Origin of the sequence: Veillonella sp. 6_1_27 (assembly GCF_000163735.1) — a bacterium.
Lineage (GTDB): Bacteria > Bacillota > Negativicutes > Veillonellales > Veillonellaceae > Veillonella > Veillonella parvula_A.
In genome coordinates this window covers 360,367-385,330 of the sequence record NZ_GG770215.1, presented here as the reverse complement: position 1 = coordinate 385,330, position 24,964 = coordinate 360,367, and the positions used below count along the sequence as shown (strand labels likewise).

Here is a 24,964-nt window from a genome sequence, read left to right as displayed (position 1 = left end):
CTCATAAATTTAGTAGTTGTTTATTTGCCAAAAGTAGTTGTTTGATTCTATATAAAATTAATGATTATATACTTAGAAAGAATTACTAGGTGTTTATATGATTAGATACGATGACAATATTTATATTGCAGGATTACAAAGCTTATACAATGTTGGAGCCACATATGTAAGGCGTTTTATAGAGGATTTTGGATCCCCTTATGATGCGTGGCAAGCTATTAAGAATGTAGAAAACTTAAAATCTTATACATATATTTCTGCATCTGATAAACGTGCCATTTCAGCATCGGCTAAAGATGAAAAATTAGAGTATATTATCCATAAAGTAGACGAATACCAGATGGATTTTACTACCTTTTTAGACAAAGACTTTCCGTCTATTTTAAATCATATATATAATCCGCCAGCCATTTTATTTATGAGAGGTAATCGGGCACTCTTAGATGGACGCTTAAATCGTATTGCTATTGTTGGAGCAAGGAGTTGCTCCTTATATGGTCGGAATGTGGCGAGAATGCTCGGCAAGGAATTAGGTAAATATAGTACCATTATTGTTAGTGGTGGGGCGCGTGGTATAGACTCACATGGTCATGAAGGCCTTCTGGCTAGTCAGGGGTATGGAATCATTGTTATGGGATGTGGTTTAGATATTACCTATCCTCGAGAAAATGCAAAATTATTTGATCGTATATTACAAAATAATGGGTTACTTCTCTCCGAATACCCGCCAGGTACACCGCCGTCCGCAAAACATTTCCCAGCACGGAATCGTATCATTAGTGGATTATGCAGAGGTGTTATCGTAGTGGAGGCCAAGTCTAGTAGTGGTTCTTTGATTACGGCAGATATGGCGGTTAGTGAAGGTCGAGATGTATTTGTGGTACCATGTAATCTATTAGACCATACAGCAGATGGAAATAAATTCTTAATGAAAAATGGTGCATATGTACTTACTGGTTATGAGGATATAGTTGAACAATACCATTTAACAATGCGGGAATATTTTTCTAGTGAACATAAACTTTTACCAACAAATAATAAAGGTAATAAAGGCGTAAAAGCTAGCGTTCAAATAGGGAATCATAGTCAAAGTGTTGATAGAAAAGGGTGCTCTATGTTAAGCTTTAATGTGGATAGGAGTGTAATATTGAATGAAATACCTCATGATCGATGTATTACGGTTAGTGATATTTTGAAAGCTACTCGTATTCCATTACAACAACTACAGCCCTTATTACTAGAGTTAGAAATGGAAGGGGCTATAGAGAATCATCCGCCGAGAGGCTATATTAATATGACTAGGAGTGATATACTTGTCCATTAAACGATCTATCGTTATTGGCGAGCCGAAAGCAGCTAGTACTAGTAATGACACAAAAAAGAAAAATACTAAGAAAGAAAGTACTACGATAAAGCGTAAGGTAGCTAAGGAAGCCCTTACTCCAATGGGGATTGTACGGGATAAATCTGTACTACAAACTTCAGTGCCACCGGAGCAACGCGAACCTCGCGTATATAATCCTGATGGCAAAGTATTAGTAATCGTAGAGTCTCCTGCTAAATCTAAAACAATTGAAAAATTCTTAGGTCCCAACTACGTTGTAAAAGCGAGTATGGGCCATTTACGAGATTTGCCTAAATCTCAAATGGGCATCGATATAGAGCATGATTTCACGCCGCGCTATAGTAATTTGGTAACACGTAAAAAGGTTATTGATGAACTAGTTTCTTATGCTGATGAAAGCAGTGCCGTATTGCTCGCAACTGACCCTGACCGTGAAGGGGAAGCTATTTCTTGGCATTTAGCGTACATTCTAAATGTAGATCCTACATCTACATGCCGTATTACGTTCAATGAGATTACTAAAAATGCGGTAGCAGAAGCATTAGGTTCTCCACGTACTATCGATATGAACATGGTAGATGCTCAACAAGCACGCCGTGTATTAGACCGTATCGTAGGCTATAAATTGAGTCCTTTATTATGGAAAAAGGTTTGTAAAGGCCTCAGTGCAGGTCGTGTGCAATCCGTTGCAGTTCGACTTATCTGTGAAAGAGAGCGAGAAATTCAAGCTTTCGTGCCACAAGAATATTGGACTATTGAAGGCAATTTTGAAACGCCTAAAAAAGAGGCTTTCACAGCGGAATTAACCCATATTAAAGGTGAAAAAATCGATATTACTACTGAAAGTGATGCACAAGCCATAGTTGATGCTATTGGCAATGAAGATGCAGTAGTGACTAATATTGAAAAGCGCAAGCGTTCTCGTAAAGCGGCACCTCCATTTACAACATCTACCTTGCAACAAGATGGTGTGCGTAAATTGAACTTTGGTGCTAAGCGTACGATGATGATTGCTCAACATTTATATGAAGGTTTAGAAATTGGCTCCTATGGCCACGTAGGTTTGATTACATATATGCGTACAGACTCTACGCGTATCTCTAAAGAGATGCAAGCTATGGCTAAGGACTTTATTCTTCGCAATTATGGGGAAGACTATTATCCGTCTAAACCAAATGTGTACGGCTCTAAGGGTTCTGCACAAGATGCGCATGAGGCTATTCGTCCTACATCTCTCGAGTTAACACCTAAAATGGTGGAACCATTCTTGAGTCGTGATGAACTTAAGCTATATACGTTGATTTGGAATCGTTTTATGGCGAGCCAAATGGCGCCTCAACAAAATGAATCCACAACGATTGAGTTGAATGTTAAAGATGACTATACCTTTAAAGCAACTGGCTCTCGTGTTATCTTCCCAGGTTTCAGTGCCGTTTATGAAGATGTGAAAAAAGAGGATGCACCTCAATTGCCAGCTCTGAAAAAGAATGATGCTGCCCATACGGTAGAGGTATTGCCTGAACAACATTTTACACAACCACCTCCACGTTACTCCGAGGCGAGTCTTATCAAGACATTAGAAGAACTTGGCATTGGTCGCCCTAGTACATACGCACCAATTCTAGATACTATCGTAAGCCGTAACTATGTGGAAAATACGAATAAACAATTCGTGCCTACTGAGCTAGGCTTTGTAGTGGTAGACTTCTTGATTACATATTTTGAAAAAATCATCAATACTGGCTTTACCCGTGATTTAGAAGAAGAACTTGATGCTATCGCATCTGGTAAGGATACGTATGTAAAAGTATTATCTGATTTCTACGAGGTCTTTGCGCAAGAACTAGAAGATGCAAGTGATGTAGACCGCATTGAAATTGCATCTATGGAAAGCGATGAGATATGTGAACTTTGTCATAGTCCAATGGTATATAAATTTGGTCGCTATGGTAAGTTCTTAGCATGCTCTAATTTTCCAGAATGTAAAAACACAAAACCTATTACAGTGGGAACTGGGGTAACGTGTCCTAAATGTAAAGAAGGGGAAATCGTAGAACGCAAGTCTCGTCGTGGACGCATTTTCTATGGCTGTAATCGATACCCACAATGTGACTTTACACTATGGGATAAACCAACCCATGATTTCTGTGAAACATGTGGTTCTATAATGGTTGAAAAGACATATAAAAATGGTACAGTTAAAAAGTTCTGTTCCAATGAAACTTGTCCGACTCGACCACCAAAGAAAACAAGAAAGAAAAAGAGCGAAGCTAGTGAAGAACCTGTAAAAGAATCTAAAAAGTCTAGTAAAGCTAAAAAAGAGGAAATTACAATTGAATAATAAAAATGTTATTGTTATTGGTGCAGGCCTTGCAGGCTCCGAAGCGGCTTGGCAACTTGCTAACCGTGGTATTCATGTAGACTTATATGAAATGCGTCCTGTTAAGAGTTCTCCTGCGCACCAAACAGATCAATTTGCAGAGCTCGTATGTAGTAACTCGTTGCGCGCTGGTAATATTGAAAATGCGGTAGGTCTTTTGAAAGAAGAAATGCGTCGTCTCGGTTCCATCATTATGGAATGTGCTGATGCAACTGCTGTTCCTGCAGGTGGTGCTTTAGCCGTTGATCGTCATTTATTTAGTGAAATGGTGACGAAAAAAGTAAAAGGTCATCCTAATATTACAGTTCATCTAGAAGAGGTCACTGAACTTCCTACAGAAGCAACTGTTATTTTTGCATCTGGTCCGCTTACATCTGAAGCATTAGGAGATAAGATTAAGGCCTTAACTGGTGAAACAGGCTTTTACTTCTACGATGCTGCTGCACCTATTGTAACGGCTGAATCCTTAAACTATGATAAAGTTTTTGCTGCCTCACGTTATGATAAGGGCGATGCGGATTATCTTAACTGTCCTATGACCGAAGAAGAATATAAAGCGTTCTGGCATGAGCTTACAACGGCTGAAGCCGTACAACCAAAAGATTTTGAAAAGGAAATCTACTTTGAAGGCTGTATGCCCGTAGAAATTATGGCGAGCCGTGGGGAAGATACATTGCGTTATGGGCCCTTAAAGCCTGTGGGCTTAGTGGATAAACGCACCGATGAGGAATCTTATGCAGTTGTGCAATTGCGTAAGGAGAATAAAGAAGGTACCATGTTTAATTTGGTAGGCTTTCAAACTCATTTAAAATGGGGCGAGCAAAAGCGTGTATTCGGTATGATTCCAGGCCTTGAAAATGCCGATTTTATTCGTTATGGTGTTATGCATCGCAATACGTATATCAATTCTCCTGAGTTATTGAATCATGCATTCCAGCTTAAAAAGGAACCGCGTTTATTCTTTGCTGGTCAAATGACTGGAGTTGAAGGTTATTTAGAATCTGCTGCTAGTGGTCTAATGGTAGGCCTACAAGTAGACCGTTACTTAGAGGAACAACCATTTATTGAATTTCCTAAGACGACGGCTATCGGTTCCCTTAGTCACTATATTTCTAACTACGAAGGCTCTAACTTCCAACCGATGAATGTCAACTTTGGCATCATGGATCCATGGCCTCAAAAAGTACGCAAGAAAAAAGAAAAAAATGCACTGATTGCAAATCGTGCTTTAGAAGAACTGGATGCTCTAAAAGCTAAAGAAAATTTATAAGAAATAGCCTTTTAAGAAATAGTTTTATTTCAAAAAATAGTAAAAGTCCTACATTCATAGGTAAAACCCATGAGTGTAGGACTTTTTTGTTAAGTATTTTTGTATTTATTATTTACGTTTTTTAGTTTTTGTTGTTGATTCTGTAGCTACTATAACAGCTTGATTTTTCTTTTCAAGATAGCCTAGATAGATGAATACACAGATACCGACAATGATAGCTATTAAACTCGTCATTTGAGCAGATTTTAGACCTAACGTTACGTTTACGTAATCGCCACGTAAGAACTCTAAGAAAAAGCGAGCCGTAGAATAGAGAATGGCATATAGTACGAATACTTGACCCTTAGCATGCTTAAAAGATCCAAATAATAGAAGGGCCACAAAGATAAGAATATCGATTTGACCTTCCCATACTTCGGCAGGCCAAAGCGGTTGATTACCGTAGGTGCGGTATGCAAGGGTACTTTCAGGATAGATAATACCATAATTACCGCCCGTAGGATGACCAAAAGCATCACCGTTTAAGAGGTTTGCCATACGACCTACGGATTGAGCCAAAATCAATGCAGGGGCAAATAAATCGGCAAAAGCCCAAAAGTCAATCTTGTTTTTACGAAGATACCAATAGCCCGCAATTGTGCCTAGTACTACGCCACCTTGAATGGCCATGCCTCCTTGCCAAACAAAGGGAATTTCCAATAAATGATTACCGTAATAATCCCAATCAAAGAAAAAGACATCCCATAGGCGAGCACCGATGAGACCAGCTACGGCAACAGTAATGGAAAAGTCGATGATGTGTTCATGCCATCCGCGACCATCCTTTTTCAAAAGTACATAGGCAACAGAGGCACCACAGATGATAGCCAAAGCTAACATGGTACCATAGGCTCTAATAGGGAAGTCCCCTATGAAAAATAAATATTGATGCATACAAAACTCCTTATGTGATAATTTTTATTAGTACATAGATTAAATTATAAATTACATATATCCTTCGTGCAAGAAAAGAGATGAACTATATATAATATGGTATAATATAGAAATTGGTATTGTATCCCAGTATGGGACCTAGAATTAGGAGAGTACATGATTCGTAAATCTACTATTATAAAATCGTTAACGGCTTTAGTAATGTCCGCATTATCAAGTACATTCGTACATGCAGAAGTATTGGTTCCATTAGATCAATTTTTAGCTAATACTACACGTCATTACGAAGCAAATCAATATAAAACATCATATACCGTGTATGTTCCACAAAGTGAATTACAAGGTGATAAGGTTGTTTTAAATCCTACATCCGTAGGTGAACCTGTTAAATTGCCCATTACCAAAAAAGATGGTCTATCCTATGTAGATATTGAGTCTGAACCAGCTATGCTGGGTGTTAGTTATACAAAAAATAATGGTCAACTTATTTTAGGCCCTGCACCAGAAGCATCTACGGTGAAAGCGCCTTATACATTGCAAACACCATTGGCGTGGGCTTTTGATCCATGGACAGCGGAGGGCGCTCCATATCAGGCAAAACTCAATACGAGTGGTGATAATATCATTTCTCCAAGTTGGTTTAAATTACATAGCTTAGGTTTAGAAGCAAGTCCAAATATTAATATTGATTATGTGAAAGCGTATAAGAATAAAGGCTATCATATTTGGCCGTTGATTACTAATCGGTTTGACTCTAATTTTACAAGTGGTATTTTGGCGGACCAATCGGTATGGAAGAAATATGCTCATAATCTTGTTCAATATGCCTATATATATGGGTTTGATGGTTATAACTTTGACTTTGAAAACATCGATTATGCTGACCGCAATCGTTTAACAACATTTGTATCATATTTGTCTAATCATTTACATCAATATAATATTAAAACTTCTATCGATGTGACCGGGTATTCTGATAGTCCAGAATGGTCATTAGTGTATAACCGCAAAGCTTTGGCAGATACTGTCGACTATGTAGTTCTTATGGCATATGACGAAACTTGGGCTAAGAGTACTACTGCAGGTCCTGTTGCAAGTTATCCTTGGGTTCGTAGCCATACAGAAAGAATGCTCTCTGAAGTTCCTTCTCAAAAGCTAATATTAGGGGTACCATTCTATATGCGCTTATGGCATGATACAAATGGTTATGCTAAGGGTGAAACACTGGCTATGAAAAATACAGGGAATTACTTTGCTAATTACAGAGATAAAATGACTTGGGACGATCGATTAAAGTTATACTATTTATCTATTCCAACAGCTGCTGGTTCAGATCGTATTTGGTTTGAAGATAATACATCGTTAGGCTTAAAACTTGATCTGGTAAAAGAATTACACCTTGGTGGGTTTGCAGCATGGCGTAAAGGGTTTGAAGATATTTCTACGATTACTATGATTCAAGAAAAAGACTTAGGACGTGGTATTCCTAAATCTCCTACAGCAGTTGTTCCTGAACCTGTAGTTGAAGAAGCTAAACCATTAACTAAGCTTGAACAATACAAATTACGCTTAGAAGAAAAAGAAAAAGAAAAAGCAGCTAAAGCAGAAGCAAAACGGAAAGCTAAAGAAGAGAAAGAGGCTGCTAAACGCAAAGCAAAAGAAGAAGCTGAAAAAGTAAAAGCTGAGAAAAAACGCTTAGAAGAAGAGGCTAAAGCTAAAAAAGAGCATAATAAACAAACAGTTAAAGAGCAAAATGACTTATATACTGGTTATAGTTCGGATCAAAATACAAGCCCTAAAAATGATTTAACAAAAACTATTCAAGTCGTAAAACGCTAGTGTTTGACTGCTTTTACAGTACGTAGTAAAATAAAAACATTAATTATAAAATGGCAACTTATGAGGTTGACCATATGAGGAGGCCCCTACATGAACGAAAAATATGTAGCCCAAGATATTGAAAAAAAGTGGCAACAGTATTGGGAAGATAACCATACGTTTAAAACAGAATATGATGAATCAAAAGAAAAATATTATGTATTAGAAATGTTCCCGTACCCATCTGGTAATTTACACATGGGGCATGTGCGTAACTATTCCATTGGTGACGTAGTAGCTCGCTTCAAGAAAATGAAGGGCTTCAACGTGTTGCATCCAATGGGCTGGGACTCCTTTGGTATGCCTGCAGAAAACGCGGCGATTAAACATGGCATAGCACCTAAAACATGGACTCTTGATAACATCGAGAACATGAAATTGCAACAAAAAGCACTTGGTTTGTCCTATGATTGGGACCGCGAAGTAGCAACATGTAAAGAAGATTACTATAAATGGACTCAATGGTTTTTTGAACAGTTTTATAAAAAAGGCTTAGCCTATAAAAAGGAAGCAAAAGTAAACTGGTGTGAAACTTGTCATACTGTATTGGCAAATGAACAAGTTATCGATGGTGCTTGTTGGCGCTGTGATAACCCAGTTGAGAAAAAAGATTTGTCGCAATGGTTTTTACGCATCACTGAATATGCAGATCGCTTGTTAGCTGATTTAGATACTCTAGATCATTGGCCACAACGCGTTAAGTTGATGCAAAAGAACTGGATTGGTCGTTCTGAAGGTACAGAATTTTCCTTTGAAGTGCCATCCATCAATGAACGCGTATCTGTGTATACTACACGTGTTGATACTATTTACGGCGTAAGCTATGTAGTATTGGCTCCTGAACATCCATATGTGGAACGCCTCATTGAAAATGCTCCTAATAAAACTGAATTAGAAGCTTTCATTACGCGTATGCGCAATATGAGCGATATCGACCGTACATCTACAGAGGCACCTAAAGAAGGTATGTTTACTGGGTCTTATGCAGTAAACCCAATGTCTGGCGAACAAGTTCCTGTGTGGATTGCAAACTATGTATTGGTAGACTATGGTACTGGTGCTGTAATGGGCTCCCCTGCACATGATGAACGCGACTGGGAATTTGCTCATAAATACGATTTGCCAATTAAACAGGTTGTAGCTTGTGAAGGCGAAGAATATAGCCTTGAAAAATGGCAAGAATGGTACCATGAAGATGGCATTCTAGTTAACTCTGGCGATTATAACGGCCAAACATCTGCAGAGGCTCGTAAAAATATTACAGCTGCTCTTAATGAACGCGGTATTGGTGAAGGTAAAGTAAACTTCCGCCTTCGTGACTGGTTGATTTCTCGTCAACGTTACTGGGGCGTGCCAATTCCTGTAGTATATTGTGAAAAATGTGGTGAACAACTCGTTCCTGAAGAAGAGTTGCCAGTACGCTTGCCAGAGAATGTTAAATTTGAATCTGGTGCCGTATCTCCATTAGCTACATCTGAAAGCTTCCTAAATACTACATGTCCTAAGTGTGGTGGCCCTGCACGTCGTGAAACAGATACAATGGATACATTTATCGATTCTTCTTGGTATTTCTTGCGCTATGCAGATGCTAAAAACGATCAAGCTCCATTCGATAAAAAAATCGCTAACTACTGGATGAATGTAGACCAATATATCGGTGGTATTGAACATGCTATCTTGCACTTGTTGTACTCTCGATTTTTTGTGAAAGTTATTCACGACTTAGGTCTTATCGAAGCTAACGAACCATTCCGAGGCTTATTGACGCAAGGTATGGTTCTTAAAGAAGGCAGCAAAATGTCTAAATCTAAAGGTAATGTAGTTTCTCCAGAAGAAATCATCAATACCTATGGTGCAGATACTGCTCGTTTGTTTATTCTATTCGCGGCTCCTGTCGATCGTGACCTTGATTGGTCTGATCAAGGTGTTGAAGGCTCTTACCGTTTCTTAGGTCGTGTATGGCGTATCATTGATGCGTATAACGAAGAAGCTAAGAAGAATGTAACCGGTGAACTTACAAAAGACGAATTCGGATTACGTCGTGAGTTACACCGTGTCATCAAAAAGGTTACGGAAGACTTAGATAATAATTTCAACTTTAATACAGCAATTTCTGCAATCATGGAACTTGTGAATGCTATGTACGCTCATAAGGACAAAGCAGAGACTATCAATAGCGCATTAGCAAATGAATTGACTCGTTCCTTATTGCTTCTTTTAGCGCCATTCGTTCCTCATATTACAGAAGAGTTATGGCATGAATTGGGTGAAGCTACATCCATTCATACTGAAAATTGGCCTGTATACGAAGAAGCTGCGCTTGTAGTAGATGAAGTAGAAGTAGTATTGCAAGTAAATGGTAAAGTTCGCGATAAACTTACTGTTTCCGTAAATATTACGAAAGAAGAATTAGAAACAATGGCTAAAGAGTCTAGCCGTGTTCAAGAGTTTACAGAAGGTAAAAACATTGTAAAAGTTATTTATGTACCAGGTAAACTTGTAAATATCGTTGTTAAATAAATATAAATGATGATATTTTTGGTTAATAATGTAAGCCCCCAACTACATAGGTAGATGGGGGCTTATTTTTAAGAGAGGTAACTATGGCAAAACGTAACGATTATATTTCCTGGGATGAATACTTCATGGGTGTTGCCATTTTAGCGGCACAGCGTTCTAAAGATCCCAACACACAAGTAGGTGCCTGTATTGTGAGCAATGATAATAAAATATTGTCTATTGGCTATAATGGGATGCCATTAAATTGTAGTGATGATGATTTCACATGGGAACGCGATACGGCGGATGATAATAAATACTTTTATACCGTTCATAGTGAACTGAATGCCATACTTAATTATCGGGGCGGTTCTTTAGAAGGTTCTAAAATATATGTAACACTTTTCCCTTGTAATGAATGTGCGAAAGCCATTATTCAAAGTGGTATTAAGGCCGTTATCTATCGTGATGACCTATATAAGGATACGAAAGAGGTAAAAGCTTCTAAACGAATGTTAAAAACCGCAGGTGTAGAAATTATTGAATACAAGCCTACAGGCCGCACTTTGAATATCACATTGTAATGTAATAAAAATTTAATTGCTTTTAAAATCCCCTATATACAGTTGTATATGGGGGATTTCGTTATCTTTTATTTATGTTTATACTTGTAAGCGACCATCGATCATGATGTCTACTTCTTGGCCATCACGTGTATAGCCTTTGATATTCATATGTTCATGACCAATCATAAAGTCTACATGTGTTAAAGAGTGGTTCAAACCACGTTCTTTTAATTCGTCGTCAGATAAACCATCACTGTTTTTGAGGCATGTAGGGTAAGAGGCTCCAATTGCTAGATGGCATGATGCATTTTCATCGAATAATGTTTCATAGAAGATTTGATTAGATTGGCTGATTGGACTAAAATGATCAACTAATGCAACTTCGCCAAGGTAGTGTGAGCCTTCATCTGTCTCAACTAATTCTTTTAGTACTTCATAACCTTCTTTGGCAGTGTACTCTACAATTTTACCTTCTTTGAAAGTGAAGGAGAAATCAGAAATCGTATTGCCATGGTAAATTAAAGGTTTTGTGCTATATACAATGCCGTTTACACCATTGTACTGTGGTGCAGAGAAAATTTCTTCGGTAGGAATATTAGCATTGAAGATAGTACCATCTTTAGACGCTTCTTCACCGCCTTGCCAAATATGACCTTCTGGTAATTCTAGTAAGAGGTCAGTACCATTTTCACAAGTGTAACGCAATGCTTTTAAGTCTAGTTTATTAATTGCTTCGCGACGATGGCGTAATTTAGCCATGTGGTGACGGTATGTATCCTTTGCCTCAATGCCTTCGATGCGACAAAGTTTAAGCAAAGTTGCCCACAATTGGTCAATTTTTTCTTCATCGGTACCTTCATAACCGAGTAAATCTGCCCATAAGACAGTTGGCACAGAAGCAACGCACCAAGTAACAGACGAATTCATAATAGCTGTGTGATAGAAGGATAAGGCTTTGTTTAAATTACGAGAATGTAAAGAAATACGTTCTGTCGGGATGCCAGCAAGGGCTTTAGGGTTGGCACTAATTAAAGATAAGAATGCCGCTTTATCATCGATATATTGCTTATAGAATTCAGGAATCCAGTTAGCAGGTTTTTCTAAGACTGTTTCTTTGGCATGCATTAAACGTTGACGTGCAATAGGTGAACAGCGCCAGTTGAGGACAACCTCTTTAGCCCCCAATTGATAGGCTTCTTCTGTAACGATAACTGCAAAGTCTTTATTTTCCACATCAACAGAAATAACTAAAGTTTGATCTTGTTGTAAATTTACGCCGTATTGTAATAATGTACGGGCATATTTTCTTAATGTATCTTGATTCATTGAGTCTCCTTATATTCGACATCAATTATAAAACTCCTGCTTGTGTGACCAATAGAGTCAACGGTAGGAGTTTACTTTTATATTGGAAAATCCTTTAGTAGGAGGTGCATTATGAAAAGTAAATTGAAGCCGTATACGATAATTATATTAATCCTATGTATTTTAGTAGGAATTTATTTCCTATGGCCTATTATAACAGATGAAAGCGATTCTGTCCTAGCTGAAGGGGCAATAGATGGAAATTCTTCTATATCAAATGTAGAACAATTGCCCAATAAACCAATTGCGTATATTACAGGTGCTGTTGTATCACCAGGATTGTATGAATATGAAAATTCAGCTACTTATGGAGATATGGTAAAGCTTGCAGGTGGGCTACTACCTTATGCTGATATAGAATCAGTCAATATGGCAAAACCAGTAAATGCGGGAGATCATATCCATATAGTATTTAACTTTCACGGTAATCCAGAGGTTTTATTGCGCGGTAACAAGATTAATATCAATACGGCAACTGCAAAGGAATTAGATTCATTACCAGGTATTGGCCCAGCTATGGCGAAGAGAATTGAAGAATATCGTTCGCAAAAGGGTCCCTTTACATCCATTAAAGGTATTAAGGGGGTGAAGGGCATTGGTGACGGAGTATTTAAGAAGATTAAAGACAAAATTACAATTTAGTCATCAAGATAGCAAGAATGATGAACCCTTCTTTGATGCAAATGATGTTAATTGGAACACTAAGGTTTTAACCCATAGTCAATGGGCACATACTATATTGGGTTCTATAATTATGGGTACAATATTAGGCTATGGTCAGTATTATCCTGTACTTATGCAGATGCACTACATCTTTGCTATTGGGTTAGCTATTATAGTTGTGGGTATTTTCAAAGCATTACAATCGTCTGAAAGATGGCATTCACTTAGCAAGTTAATCATCTTAGTCTTTGTTTTAGTTGGTTTATCTTATTATCAAACAGATTTACAAATTATTAATTATAATAGTTATACATCATACTATTTACAGCAAGAAGGAGAATATCTAGGTACTGTTGTATCATCTCCTGAAATAGTAAATCTAGATGGACAGAAATATTACAAATATAATGTTACTCTTCATAGATTACATCCTTATAAAGATACCGCAAAAAACTCCTATATAAAGGCTCAAGGACGTTTGCAAGTATACTCTAAGGTATCAGCTACAAATAACAAAATAAAATTGGGAGAACAAGCCATTATTGAAGGAACTCCAAAGTCTTTATTTCTCATCGAAGAGGAAGGTCGAATCAATCTTCGAGGCAGATATATGGGTTCTAACACAAGAGGACGAATCTACGATGGAGTTTATCGACCTGCCAGTGCTAAAGATTTACAAACATTTTCATATAAAAAGAGTATTTATGAAGAAATATATAGGAGAAGTTTATATTTATGTGGTCAAATACGAGAATCTATTAAAAAAAATATTGCTAGTAATCTAGATGGCCCACAAAAGGTATTAGCACAAGCCTTATGCTTGGGTGGTCATTATAGTGAGCTAGGGGAAGAGCGAATAAAAGATTTTGCTTATACGGGTCTCATCCACATTCTTTCTATCTCTGGCTCACATATTGCACTGCTATTAGCCTTAATTTACGGTTTAGGAAGACTCGTTAAATTACGGAAGCGCACATGCTTAATTTTAGGTATATTAGTAGCTTGTACATATTGCTGTATCATTGGTGGAGATGCACCAGTTATACGTGCAACGATGATGAGTATACTCATGTGCATGGCTTATGTAAAAGGACGATTATATCAAGCTAAACAGGCTTTATGTATATGCGCTATTATATGTCTTGTATATGATCCTTTTTCTTTATTTGATGTAAGCTTTCAGTTATCCTTTGGTGCAACCTATGGTTTACTCATATGGGGAAAGGTACTATATGAACGGATACAGTGGTTACCAAGGTGGATAAAAACACCTTTTGTATTATGTGTATCCGCACAGTTACTCATATTGCCATTACAACTCTATTACTTTCACTATATTAGTATTGCTAGTTTGCTAGCAGCCTGTATAGTAGCGCCCCTATTAGATATATCCATAGTTTTAATTTTTGTAAGTACTTTAGTCAGTTACGTATTCCCTATATCGTTAATATGGTCTTTAGTAGATGTACTATTGCGAATATCTTTATATTTAAATCATGTGTTAGGACGTAGTTATAGTCTACTTTGGCTTGGTATGATGCATCTTTATTGTGTTTATATATATTATGCTCTATTAGGTTTGTTTACGTATTTTTTGACACATAAGAATAAGTATACTGTATATATAGTGATGTCCTTATTATGTATGGTTGCAACCTTTGGTGCTTCATACTATGTGACTCAGTATCATAAGGACACAATAATCCATTATATTCCTATGAAACAGTGTAATGTGTTACTTTGCATAGACCCAAACCATAGAGGAGCATATCTATTAATCGATGCACCAGATTATATTAAAACTATACCTAATGAAAGACTTATTAATCAGGCCATAAGGGCATATGGTGTAAAGCCTAAAGATGTAAAAGTTAAGTACTTTCACAGTAACGGTTTGGCAAGGGTAATATATAAAAATGGTATGAACCAAATAGTCGTATATAATGGACAAAGTAGAGAAAAAAATCTAAAATTAAATGATAAGGCTAATGTTTTATTTATAACAAGTCGATTTAGTGTAATGCATGAAATTGATCGTATTTCACCACGTAGTACGGTTTTGTTTAGTAGTCCTCATGGTGCTTTACGCGATGTTGATCCATCATCAGAACATATGTATATAATGGGATACAGCTTTATTAAAGATATCTATCTGTGAAAGGAGGGAACATGGCACATATTCAACTCATCTATGGTGACGAACCACAATTAATTGAAGAAGAAAAACGTAAATTTTTAAGTGCCTATCCAGACCTTCCAGTGACTGTATTAGATGATGAGGTGGGCCCACAAAAAATAAGTGAAAAACTATGTGAAGATTCACTTTTTGGCGATCAAAAGGTATTCTGTTTAGTTAATTTGCCCATCATTCGTAAAAGTGGCAAAAATAGTGATGCTTGGGTTCCATTGTATGAACTCCTCTTGAAATATAATGGAGATAATCCTATCGTTTTGATTTATCATGATATGATTGATAAACGGATCAAGCAGAATAAAGAGATTTTAGAAAAAATACCAAATCATCAATGTAAGCGTCTTGAAGGGGAAGACCTCGTGATGTGGATACGTCAGTACTGTACGTCTAACGGCTTTAAAATGACGCCTGATGCACAGGAATATGTGGCTCATCTTATCGATTTGTGGCAAGAGGTACCTGTTTCTTTTATGAGAACTGAGTTTGACCGATATTTTTTACAGATTACTGGGGAAAGGGTTATTACCAAAGAATTTCTCGAAGAAAACGGTAGTGACTATGGAGCCAAAAATATTTTTACTTTTAAAGAGGCTCTATTAAAAAGAGATATCGATACATTACTTGAACTATTTCCATTTATGTTCGGCTATAAAGAATTAGACCGTGCTATGAGCTATATTGAGGGGCAATTACGTTTACAGTTGCTAGTTAGCGAATGTCGCCAAGTGGGTATGTCTGTTCAAGCCATACAAAACTTATGTAAGGATCATGATTCGTCATTTAAACCATATCCGATTAAGCTAGCTTACGAGGCGAGTCCAAGAATTTCAATTAAGGCTCTACGAGCTTTATTAAAAGGGCTTTATGAGATTATATTAGATAGCCGTAGCAGCAAGGGCGATATTTGGCGATTTAGAGATTTATGTATTACCTACTGTGGGTATAAGGGATAAAAATGAAAGTACGTTATCGTGTTGTACCAAAACAGAATAAGAAATCATCCTTCTATGTGAACTGTCATAGCCAACATGTGACGATTCAAGCAGCAGACTCTGCATTTTCCACATTGCTTAGTCTACGTGAAAGGTTATCTGCATGGTATAAGGAAAAAAATATCTCTTTTGATGATATTCCAACAAATACAGATACAGCTTGTTGCTTTGCTTGGAAAGTAGATACTGAAACGGGTGAAGGGTTAGATACCTATTATTATGGCGGTGGCTGTGGTGCTGGTGAATGGATTGAAGCGGCTGAAGCACAACGTGAAGCTGAAGAGGCTAAAAATCAAGAACCTAGAGGCAAGTCTTTTGCGGGTTATGACCAACAAGATGAATATGATGATGTAGACGAAGATGATTTTGCTCCATTTGTAGAAGCTATTGAATTAGGCTATTTCAACAATAGTCCAGTTGTTGTGTCTCGTTCTAATCATACGGCTGCCGAATCTAGCAGTAGTGATACTATTGCATCTGTGAGCAGTACACCTAAAGCAAGCAAAGGCTTTGGACATAAAAAAACTACAAAATCTACGGCTAAAGGAAGTGAAGGGGATGGTAAATATCCTCGTCGTGCACCAAAGGATGCACCTACTGATGAAGGCATGATTTTAGGGCCTAAAATTGAAGGGGTCACCTCTAAAATCATGGGCACCTTGGATACACCTAGTGTAATTTTTGAAGGTGTCTTTGTAGGTTTAGATAAACGTGATACTAAGACTGGTAAAAGTATCGTTAACGGCAGCATTGTAGATGATACAAATAGCATTAAATTTATCAAGTTTACGAACAGTCCTGAAGAAGGGGATGAATTACTAAAACAACTAAAAGGCTTACAACGGGTTCGCGTACAAGGTAGTGTCAGCTTTGATGATCGTTTTGACAAGGATTATATCCTTTCTATTCGCAGTATTGAAGCAATAGAAACTACTAGTGTGGAACGAACTGAAAATCGTCCGGACTCTCGTGTGGAACTCCACTTACATACCAAGATGAGTGATAAAGATGCTCTCGTATCTGTAAAAGACTTGTTTAAAACAATTAAAAAATGGGGTCATCCTGCGGTGGCTATTACGGACCATGGCGTAGTACAAGCCTTCCCAGAAGCGCAAGCTCTTGGTAAGGAGTTAGGTGTTAAGGTTATCTACGGTGTAGAAGGTTACCTCATCGAAGATGAAACGGTAACAAAAGATGAAGAGCCTGTACTAGATAAGAAAAAGAAAAAAGAAAAAGATAAACGGTACCATATTATCTTGTTAGCTAAAAATATGGTAGGTTTACGTAATTTATACAAAATGATTTCCATTTCTCACCTTGAACATTACAAGGTTCGTCCGCGTTTGCCTCGCTCCGTTATTGAAGAACATCGTGAAGGTATTATCATCGGTTCTGCCTGTGAAGCAGGGGAGCTTATGCAATCCATCGTTCGTGGAGCTACAAAAGAAGAGCTTTTAGAAATAGCCTCCTTCTACGATTATCTTGAAATTCAGCCACATACTAACAATACGTTTTTGGTTCGTAAAGGGCTCATGCCCGACGAGCAGGCACTCATCGATATGAATAAGACCGTTATCGAATTAGGGGAAGCTTTAAATAAACCTGTATGTGCTACTTGTGACGTTCACTACCTGACACCAGAAGAAAAAATTTATCGTGAAATCATGTTAACTGCATGTGGTTATCCAGATGCAGATGAACAGCCAGATTTACATTTACGTACTACAGATGAAATGCTTGCGTCCTTCCCTTATTTAAGCGAAGAGAAAGCATACGAAGTAGTCGTTACTAATACACGTGCTATTAATGATAGCATTGAAGATATTAAGCCAGTGCCTGATGGTACATATTCACCTAAGATTGAAGGTGCTGACGAAGCTTTCACAGAAATGTGCTATAGAAATGCGAAGGCTATTTATGGTGATCCATTGCCTCGTGTCGTACAAGAACGTCTCGATTATGAATTAGATTGTATTATTTCCAATGGCTACGGCGTATTGTATTACATCGCTCATAAGTTGGTAAAAAAATCTCTTGATGATGGGTATCTCGTAGGTTCCCGTGGTTCCGTTGGATCTTCCTTTGCAGCAACCATGTCTGAGATTACAGAGGTAAACCCATTACCGCCGCATTATGTCTGCCCTCATTGTAAATACTCTGAATTTTTTGAAAAGGGCGAATATGCAGGGGGCTTTGACTTGCCTCGTAAAGATTGTCCTAAGTGTGGTCATCCATTACAAACAAATGGTCACGATATTCCGTTTGCTATCTTCCTTGGTTTTGAAGGTGATAAGGTTCCAGATATTGACCTTAACTTCTCTGGTGATTACCAAGCAAAAGCTCACAAATATACGGAAGAACTATTTGGCCGTGATAATGTATTTAAAGCAGGTACAATCGGCACTATAGCTGATAAAACTGCTTTTGGTTATGTTAAAAAGTACGCCGAAATTAGAGACATTCAAGCTCGTAATGGTTTCTTTGAACATTTGGCAAAGGGCTTTACAAATGTGAAGAATACTACAGGCCAACATCCTGGTGGTATTATGGTATGTCCTCGAGATATGGATGTGCATCACTTTACGCCAATTCAACATCCAGCTAATAAAAAGGAAAGTGGCGTATTAACGACACACTTTGATTATCACTCCATTGAAGGTCGTATGACTAAGCTAGATATTCTGGGCCATGATGATCCGACCATTATTCGTATGTTAGAGGATTTGACTGGTATCGACGCCAAAACAATACCATTTGATGATCCAAAAACATTGAGCTTGTTCTCCTCTACAGAGGGGATTGGTTTAACACCTGAGCAATTGCAAGGTGACCAAGTAGCTAGCTTGGCTGTTCCAGAATGTGGCACGAAATTCGTACGGGGCATGCTTGAAGACTCTCGTCCCCAAACATTCTCTGATTTAGTTCGTATTTCTGGCTTTTCACATGGTACAAACGTATGGCTTGACAATGCGCAAGATCTCATTAAAAATGGTACTTGTAAGTTGAATGAAGCTATTTCAACTCGTGACGACGTAATGAACTTCTTGATTCATCGTGGCATGGATAGAAAGCATAGCTTTTTTGTAATGGAAAACGTGCGTAAAGGTAAGGGTATTGAAAAACGAAATAAACAAGGGCAAGCTACGACGGAATTTGAAGCAGAAATGCGTGAAAATAATATTCCTGAATGGTTTATTGAATCTTGTAAAAAGATTTCCTATCTATTCCCACGGGCCCATGCGGTAGCTTACGTAATGATGGCTTTCCGTATTGCTTGGTTTAAGGTATATCATCCATTGGCATTTTATGCAGCTTACTTCTCTATTCGTGCGAAAGCCTTCGATTTACGGATCATGACAGGGGATCTCAAAACACAATTGACCGAGTTTAACCGTATCAAGGCTCTTGATCGTGCTGCCAGTCCTAAAGATAAGGACCTTATGAGTGCCTTGGAAGTATCTATGGAAATGTATCAACGGGGCTATCGTTTTATCAATGTAGACATTCAACACTCCGAAGCTAGACGCTTTAGCATTAAGGATGGTGCTCTATTACCTCCATTCTTAGCTATTGATTCCCTTGGTGAAACAGTAGCTGATGCTATCGTCGAGGAAAGAAATGAACGTCCATTTACATCTCTAAAAGACTTGCAACGCCGTTGTAAAGTATCAAATACCATCATTGATCTTATGAAAGACCTCAAATGCTGTGGTGAACTTCCTGAAGACGAACAAATGTCACTATTTGGAGCATAATAAAATACAAGATAAGACTTAAATACAAAGTAAGCACTATATACCAAATGTTGATATAGTGCTTATTTTTATGTAGTTTGCTACAATATAATTAATATATATCATTGGTGCAAGGGAGTGTTGGGAAATGATAGGTAGTTTATTAAAATTATTAGGAATCTATTCATCAAATAGTAGTGTTTCTAAAGTGCCTAAACTAAATACAAAAGTGGAAGAAAATAGTAATGCTTTTAACATAACTGATCGACTTTCGAATCAAGCTGATGATATTAAACTTTGGGATATTAAGTCAGAAGATACTCCTGAATTAGAAGAATCAGATATTCCAGGTGTATACTTTAACGAATTCCGGGAATATGTAGATGAAGAGAGGAATGTATTATCTCCATCAGAGGTTGATGCGATACGGTATAAAGACGATTACGAGGACGATTATTATAGATAGAAATAATTAAAGTGTAATTTTTATCTTGTTATTATATTAAAGTGAGTTGGTGAATTATGAGAATTCCAATATATGAAGCTTTAGCACACTATAAAAAGAATGAAGAGCTGCCTTATACAGAATATTTTGGATTAGGATTTTTTTCTTATATATCATTAGCTGAAGAGGCTCTAGTTGAATCTAAAATATTGTCTGGATTTTCTAAGTTAAATGATGATTCCTTTTCCATAAAAACTCACTATTTAAATGATTGTGCTCATATAGGTGATGATATTAACTATGAAATAGTAAATAATAAAATTTATGGTGTTTGGTATGATTACGATATAGATCCATATTATTCCAGTTCTGGATACATAGGTTTATTTAGCACTTTAGAATATGCAGAGAAAGCATTAAAGTGGTATAAAACATGGGATATCTTTAAAGTACATGGATTAGAGTATTTAGGAATAAACATAATTACTCTTAATTTAAGAGGGTGGACTGAAGGTTTTATAACAGTATATGATTAAAATTATGTAATAAAAGAGGTATCATCAAATGATGACACCTCTTTTTTGAAAGTTTTGCAGTTTTAAATATTTGGCAGATTTAGTAAAGTTTTAGTATAAGGATTTATATTTCATCCAGTTTGTTTTGGCCATTTCTTTAAGTTCCGTACCACGGCCATCAAGGATTGCATTGATTAAATATTTGCTGAAGCCTTTAGCTTGTTGGTAAGCAATCTTCGGAGGCATTGCAAGTTCTTGTTTGTCCACGCGAACATTAACGATGACTGGACCATTATGGTTAAGGGCTTCCATGATTTTTTCATCCACTTCGCTAGAGTTATGAATGCTTACACCTTTGATACCAGCAGCTTCAGCAAGTTTACCGAAATCTGGATTTACAAAGTCTGTAGCGTAGTCTAGATAGCCGGAAGCTTTCATTTCCATAGCGATAAAGCTAAGTTCTTCGTTATTGAATACAAAGATTTTAATTGGTAGATTCAATTGTTTTAAAGTCAGCATTTCGCCCATCATCATTGTAAAGCCACCGTCACCAGAGAGGGAGATGACTTGACGATTAGGACATGCATTTTGAGCACCGATAGCGTGCATCATAGCATTAGCCATGGAGCCGTGGCTAAAGGATCCTAAAATACGGCGTTTACCATTTGTTTTTAGATGGCGAGCAGTCCAAATAACTGGAGTACCTACGTCAAAGGTAAAGATCGCGTCTTCTGCTGCTAGTTTATTGAGGCGATTTACGAAGTATTGAGGGTGAATTGCTACACCATCTGGCTCGGCAACGGCATAACTATCTAAATCACCTCTAAATTTAGTGTACGCTTTACGCACTGTGTCGATAAATTCAGTATCACCACGTTGGCCTACAAGAGGTAATAATTCTTTTAACGTATCTTTTACAGTACCAATGATACCTTGTGTAAGAGGTACGCGACGACCTAAAGCGCTAGGATCTCTATCTACTTGTATTACTTTCGCATTTTCTGGATAGAATGGACGGTAAGGAAAGTCTGTACCAAGCATTACCAATGTATCACATTGTTCAATAGCACGGTAGCCAGATGTATAGCCTAATAGGCCAGTCATACCTACATCATATGGATTATCCCATTCAACCCATTCTTTACCTCTGAAAGCATGTACAACTGGTGCTTGTAAGCGTTTTGCTAATTCTACCACTTCGTCATGAGCACCTTCACAGCCGGCACCACAGAATAGGGTAATACGTTTGCCTGTTTCTAAATGAGCAGCCATTTCTTCAATATCTTCTCGTTGTGGAACAATATGAGGTAAACGAGGTGGGGCCCATATAGGTAATTCGTCAATTTCCATTTCCATAACTGCAACGTCCCCAGGAAGAACGATAACAGCAACATCTTGGTTACCAACAGCAGCGTTCATAGCACGGAATAGAATTTCCGGCATTTGCTTAGGATTGGATACAAGTTCGCAGAAACAAGAACATTCTTTGAATAGATTTTCTGGATGTGTTTCTTGGAAATAGTTCAAACCTACTTCAGATTGAGGAATGTGAGAAGCAATGGCCAATACTGGAACACGATTGCGATGACAGTCGAAGAGACCATTAATTAAGTGTAAGTTGCCAGGACCAGAGCTACCAGCACATACAGTTAGTTTATGAGTTAGGGATGCTTCTGCACCGGCAGCAAAGGCTGCTGTTTCTTCATGTCGTACATGTTCAAAAGCAATTTTACCATTGCGGCGTAAACTATCATTTACAGAGTTTAGACTATCTCCAGTGATACCGTAAATGCGTTCGATGCCCGCATTGGCTAAGACTTCTATAAGTACATCAGAAATTCGTTTTTTTGCCATATTATCACCTATATTTAATAATTACTATCATTAAAATATGGTTATTCAAACCATATATACTATATTAGACTTGTTTAACATGTAATTATGTGATAAAAGTTACTATTTACTGTATACATAGTTTATATATGTTTATATTAAAAGTAAATATATATTATTATTTATATTGTTCTAGTATTTGTGTTCTAAAAATTATATTTTAATTAAATTATTTAATATTCTTTCTCAATACAAAACTATTATTCTTGCATAACATTAATAAAAGTGTTACTATTAATTCATAAACAAAATAGATAAGTCTTTGGGGATAGGTGAAATTCCTTACCGGCGGTAAAGTCCGCGAACCTTTTTGGTATGAATCGGTGCAATTCCGATACCGACAGTAGAGTCTGGATGAGAAAAGACGAGGCACATTTGTTGTGCGCATTTGAGATGACCCAAGGACTATGTAATAGTCCTTTTTTTATTGAGGTGATATGGTGGATGACGTAGTATATATGAAACGCGCCATTGAACTGGCAAAATTAGCCACAGGTCACACCTCACCAAATCCTTTGGTTGGTGCTGTTGTGGTAAAAGATAATACAATAATTGGTGAAGGTTATCACCATAAAGCTGGTACAGCTCATGCTGAGGTGCATGCACTAAATCAAGCAGGTGATAATGCCAAAGGTGCTACTTTATACGTAACATTAGAGCCATGTTCCCATTATGGAAAAACACCACCTTGTGCGCTTCGTATCATTGAGGCTGGCATAGCTAAAGTAATAGTAGGTAGTACGGATCCAAATCCACTAGTTTCTGGAAAGGGAATGGAGTTACTTCGTGAAGCAGGTATTGAGGTTGTTTGCCCCGTATGTAGTGATGAATGTGCTGAACTAAATGAGCATTTCTTTACCTATATACAGACAGGTAAGCCTTTTGTCACTCTAAAAAGTGCTATGTCACTAGATGGGAAAATTGCTACATCTACTGGACAATCTCAATGGATTACAAATGAGTCCTCTCGTCGCGATGGACATGTGTTGCGTGCAACGCATGATGCCATGCTCGTTGGAATTGGTACAATTTTGGCAGATAATCCACAGTTAAATTGTCGTTTAACGGATAGTGAATTATCAGATGCGTTATTAGATAAAAGCATACTTGATGAACCGATTACGATTCATCAACCAGATGTAATTATCTTGGATAGTCTTGGTAGAACACCTACTACTAGTCGCGTCTTTGAAATAAATAATTGCAAGATTCATATATTCGTATCTAAAGGTTGTCCTAAGGATCGGATACAAGCCTTAGAACAAGTTGGTGCTCAAGTAACCGTAGTAGAATCTATTTCTACTCGTAAAAGCAAGAGCACAGACATTGTGATTGATATTAAGAAATTATCTATCGATGATATTCTTACAAAACTAGGTGAACTAGGTTACACATCTATTCTTGTTGAAGGTGGATCTGCAATTATCAGTTCCTTTGTGGAAACGAAGAACTTTGATAAGGTCGTAACATATATTGGAAATACCATTATTGGTGGTAACGATGCAACACCAGCTGTAGGAGGTCGAGGTTTTGAAAGCTTAGAGGTTTCACCGCAATTAACTTTTACCAAGACTAAAGTATTAGATAATAATATTCGCATTGAAGCGTATCGTCAAGGAAGGAGGGGCGCTTATGTTCACGGGAATCGTTGAAGAAATCGGCCGCATCGAGAACATTAAAAAGGGCCCTAAATCCTTAGCCATAACAATTCGAGGAGAAAAAATTTTTAGTGATTTAAAAGTTGGTGATTCCGTAGCTGTTAATGGGGTGTGCTTGACGGCCACAACGATTGGCAATAGTATATTTACAGCGGATGTGATGCCAGAATCCATTAAGATGACTACGTTTACTAATTTGAAAGTCCATCAACCAGTCAACTTAGAGCGAGCTATGCTTGCTAATGGTAGATTTGGTGGTCACATTGTGGCAGGTCATGTAGATGGTACGGGCCGCATCATTAATCGTGAACAAACGGATAATGCCATTATCTTTACCGTAGAGGCCCCAAAATCCGTTATGGATTATGTTATCTATAAGGGCTCCATTACCATCGATGGAATTAGCCTCACAATTATGCGACGAACAGACAGTAGTTTTTCCGTCTCTATCATTCCTCACACCTTAAGTGAAACCATATTAGGTTTTGCTCATATTGGAACAGAGGTCAATTTAGAAACGGATATTGCTGGACGATATATTCGTCATTTTATGAATCTTGGTAGTGAACCTACCGAAGAAAAACCTAAAAAATCTATGCAATCCCTCTTAGTAGAGAATGGATTTATATAAGTA

At 37.5% G+C, this 24,964-nt stretch carries 17 protein-coding genes and 1 riboswitch; of the genes, 14 read left to right on the top strand and 3 right to left on the bottom strand.

Annotation, left to right across the window (positions count from 1 at the left end; genetic code table 11):
* The first annotated feature begins 97 nt into the window (after positions 1 to 97).
* The 3 genes from dprA to trmFO are packed head-to-tail and all read left to right on the top strand — an operon-like array spanning position 98 to position 4,995.
* Entirely contained in the window at positions 98 to 1,324 is a 1,227-nt protein-coding gene (gene dprA / locus HMPREF0874_RS01810; protein ID WP_008601008.1) for a DNA-processing protein DprA, read from the top strand.
* Positions 1,314 to 3,686 carry a type I DNA topoisomerase gene (gene topA / locus HMPREF0874_RS01805; protein ID WP_039964959.1) on the top strand — a complete coding sequence of 791 codons (2,373 nt, stop codon included), beginning with the start codon at positions 1,314 to 1,316 and terminating at the stop codon, positions 3,684 to 3,686. The genes dprA and topA overlap by 11 nt, the downstream gene beginning before the upstream one ends.
* Positions 3,679 to 4,995, top strand: coding sequence for a methylenetetrahydrofolate--tRNA-(uracil(54)-C(5))-methyltransferase (FADH(2)-oxidizing) TrmFO (gene trmFO, locus HMPREF0874_RS01800; protein WP_008601004.1), 1,317 nt, complete (start codon positions 3,679 to 3,681; stop codon positions 4,993 to 4,995). The genes topA and trmFO overlap by 8 nt, the downstream gene beginning before the upstream one ends.
* Before the next feature lie 108 nt (positions 4,996 to 5,103).
* Here trmFO and lgt read toward each other — a convergent pair whose 3' ends face one another.
* Positions 5,104 to 5,928, bottom strand: a complete 825-nt coding sequence (gene lgt / locus HMPREF0874_RS01795; protein WP_008601002.1) for a prolipoprotein diacylglyceryl transferase — start codon at positions 5,926 to 5,928, stop codon at positions 5,104 to 5,106.
* Between the two features lie 156 nt (positions 5,929 to 6,084).
* Between lgt and HMPREF0874_RS01790 the strand changes: the two genes are divergently transcribed.
* From HMPREF0874_RS01790 to HMPREF0874_RS01780, 3 genes are all read left to right on the top strand, one after another.
* Positions 6,085 to 7,767, top strand: coding sequence for a glycosyl hydrolase family 18 protein (locus HMPREF0874_RS01790; RefSeq protein ID WP_008601000.1), 1,683 nt, complete (start codon positions 6,085 to 6,087; stop codon positions 7,765 to 7,767).
* Between the two features lie 90 nt (positions 7,768 to 7,857).
* Positions 7,858 to 10,326: a leucine--tRNA ligase gene (gene leuS / locus HMPREF0874_RS01785; RefSeq protein ID WP_008600998.1), complete on the top strand. Its 2,469-nt coding sequence runs from the start codon at positions 7,858 to 7,860 to the stop codon at positions 10,324 to 10,326.
* Between the two features lie 83 nt (positions 10,327 to 10,409).
* Complete coding sequence (locus HMPREF0874_RS01780; protein ID WP_004697136.1) at positions 10,410 to 10,889, top strand: dCMP deaminase family protein; 480 nt, start codon at positions 10,410 to 10,412, stop codon at positions 10,887 to 10,889.
* A gap of 78 nt (positions 10,890 to 10,967) precedes the next feature.
* On the opposite strand, the gene HMPREF0874_RS01775 is transcribed toward HMPREF0874_RS01780, so the two are convergent.
* The gene (locus tag HMPREF0874_RS01775; RefSeq protein WP_004697444.1) at positions 10,968 to 12,197 is read right to left on the bottom strand and encodes an aminopeptidase; all 1,230 of its coding nucleotides are present in this window, start codon (positions 12,195 to 12,197) and stop codon (positions 10,968 to 10,970) included.
* Between the two features lie 111 nt (positions 12,198 to 12,308).
* Here HMPREF0874_RS01775 and HMPREF0874_RS01770 point away from each other — a divergent pair, with 111 nt between their 5' ends.
* The 6 genes from HMPREF0874_RS01770 to HMPREF0874_RS01745 all read left to right on the top strand — a co-directional run bounded on the left by HMPREF0874_RS01770 (position 12,309) and on the right by HMPREF0874_RS01745 (position 20,800).
* Positions 12,309 to 12,878 carry a helix-hairpin-helix domain-containing protein gene (locus HMPREF0874_RS01770; RefSeq protein ID WP_008600995.1) on the top strand — a complete coding sequence of 190 codons (570 nt, stop codon included), beginning with the start codon at positions 12,309 to 12,311 and terminating at the stop codon, positions 12,876 to 12,878.
* Positions 12,835 to 15,057 carry a ComEC/Rec2 family competence protein gene (locus HMPREF0874_RS01765; RefSeq protein WP_039964956.1) on the top strand — a complete coding sequence of 741 codons (2,223 nt, stop codon included), beginning with the start codon at positions 12,835 to 12,837 and terminating at the stop codon, positions 15,055 to 15,057. Before HMPREF0874_RS01770 ends, HMPREF0874_RS01765 begins: the two co-directional genes overlap by 44 nt.
* Positions 15,058 to 15,068: 11 nt before the next feature.
* Positions 15,069 to 16,046, top strand: coding sequence for a DNA polymerase III subunit delta (gene holA, locus HMPREF0874_RS01760; RefSeq protein ID WP_039964954.1), 978 nt, complete (start codon positions 15,069 to 15,071; stop codon positions 16,044 to 16,046).
* Positions 16,047 to 16,048: 2 nt separating this feature from the next.
* Complete coding sequence (locus tag HMPREF0874_RS01755; protein ID WP_039964953.1) at positions 16,049 to 19,840, top strand: PolC-type DNA polymerase III; 3,792 nt, start codon at positions 16,049 to 16,051, stop codon at positions 19,838 to 19,840.
* Between the two features lie 127 nt (positions 19,841 to 19,967).
* Entirely contained in the window at positions 19,968 to 20,285 is a 318-nt protein-coding gene (locus tag HMPREF0874_RS01750; RefSeq protein ID WP_008600988.1) for a hypothetical protein, read from the top strand.
* Positions 20,286 to 20,341: 56 nt separating this feature from the next.
* A complete protein-coding gene (locus HMPREF0874_RS01745) occupies positions 20,342 to 20,800 on the top strand; it encodes a hypothetical protein (protein WP_008600986.1) in 459 nt (152 codons plus the stop codon).
* 90 nt (positions 20,801 to 20,890) lie between these two features.
* Here HMPREF0874_RS01745 and poxB read toward each other — a convergent pair whose 3' ends face one another.
* A complete protein-coding gene (gene poxB, locus HMPREF0874_RS01740; RefSeq protein WP_008600984.1) occupies positions 20,891 to 22,633 on the bottom strand; it encodes a ubiquinone-dependent pyruvate dehydrogenase in 1,743 nt (580 codons plus the stop codon).
* Positions 22,634 to 22,926: 293 nt separating this feature from the next.
* Positions 22,927 to 23,042, top strand: a riboswitch (FMN riboswitch).
* Positions 23,043 to 23,109: 67 nt separating this feature from the next.
* On the opposite strand from poxB, the gene ribD reads away from it, so the two are divergent.
* Both ribD and HMPREF0874_RS01730 read left to right on the top strand, forming a co-directional pair.
* On the top strand, positions 23,110 to 24,324 hold the full coding sequence (gene ribD, locus HMPREF0874_RS01735; protein ID WP_008600982.1) for a bifunctional diaminohydroxyphosphoribosylaminopyrimidine deaminase/5-amino-6-(5-phosphoribosylamino)uracil reductase RibD: 1,215 nt from the start codon (positions 23,110 to 23,112) through the stop codon (positions 24,322 to 24,324).
* On the top strand, positions 24,305 to 24,961 hold the full coding sequence (locus HMPREF0874_RS01730; RefSeq protein ID WP_008600980.1) for a riboflavin synthase: 657 nt from the start codon (positions 24,305 to 24,307) through the stop codon (positions 24,959 to 24,961). The genes ribD and HMPREF0874_RS01730 overlap by 20 nt, the downstream gene beginning before the upstream one ends.
* The last annotated feature ends 3 nt before the right edge of the window (positions 24,962 to 24,964 follow it).

Bases quoted from the DNA above. Each gene is read 5' to 3' on its own strand.
- dprA (WP_008601008.1), top strand. From the start codon at position 98: ATGATTAGATACGATGACAATATTTATATTGCAGGATTACAAAGCTTA.
- lgt (WP_008601002.1), bottom strand. From the start codon at position 5,928: ATGCATCAATATTTATTTTTCATAGGGGACTTCCCTATTAGAGCCTAT.
- HMPREF0874_RS01790 (WP_008601000.1), top strand. From the start codon at position 6,085: ATGATTCGTAAATCTACTATTATAAAATCGTTAACGGCTTTAGTAATG.
- leuS (WP_008600998.1), top strand. From the start codon at position 7,858: ATGAACGAAAAATATGTAGCCCAAGATATTGAAAAAAAGTGGCAACAG.
- HMPREF0874_RS01780 (WP_004697136.1), top strand. From the start codon at position 10,410: ATGGCAAAACGTAACGATTATATTTCCTGGGATGAATACTTCATGGGT.
- HMPREF0874_RS01775 (WP_004697444.1), bottom strand. From the start codon at position 12,197: ATGAATCAAGATACATTAAGAAAATATGCCCGTACATTATTACAATAC.
- HMPREF0874_RS01770 (WP_008600995.1), top strand. From the start codon at position 12,309: ATGAAAAGTAAATTGAAGCCGTATACGATAATTATATTAATCCTATGT.
- holA (WP_039964954.1), top strand. From the start codon at position 15,069: ATGGCACATATTCAACTCATCTATGGTGACGAACCACAATTAATTGAA.
- HMPREF0874_RS01755 (WP_039964953.1), top strand. From the start codon at position 16,049: ATGAAAGTACGTTATCGTGTTGTACCAAAACAGAATAAGAAATCATCC.
- HMPREF0874_RS01750 (WP_008600988.1), top strand. From the start codon at position 19,968: ATGATAGGTAGTTTATTAAAATTATTAGGAATCTATTCATCAAATAGT.
- HMPREF0874_RS01745 (WP_008600986.1), top strand. From the start codon at position 20,342: ATGAGAATTCCAATATATGAAGCTTTAGCACACTATAAAAAGAATGAA.
- poxB (WP_008600984.1), bottom strand. From the start codon at position 22,633: ATGGCAAAAAAACGAATTTCTGATGTACTTATAGAAGTCTTAGCCAAT.
- ribD (WP_008600982.1), top strand. From the start codon at position 23,110: ATGGTGGATGACGTAGTATATATGAAACGCGCCATTGAACTGGCAAAA.
- HMPREF0874_RS01730 (WP_008600980.1), top strand. From the start codon at position 24,305: ATGTTCACGGGAATCGTTGAAGAAATCGGCCGCATCGAGAACATTAAA.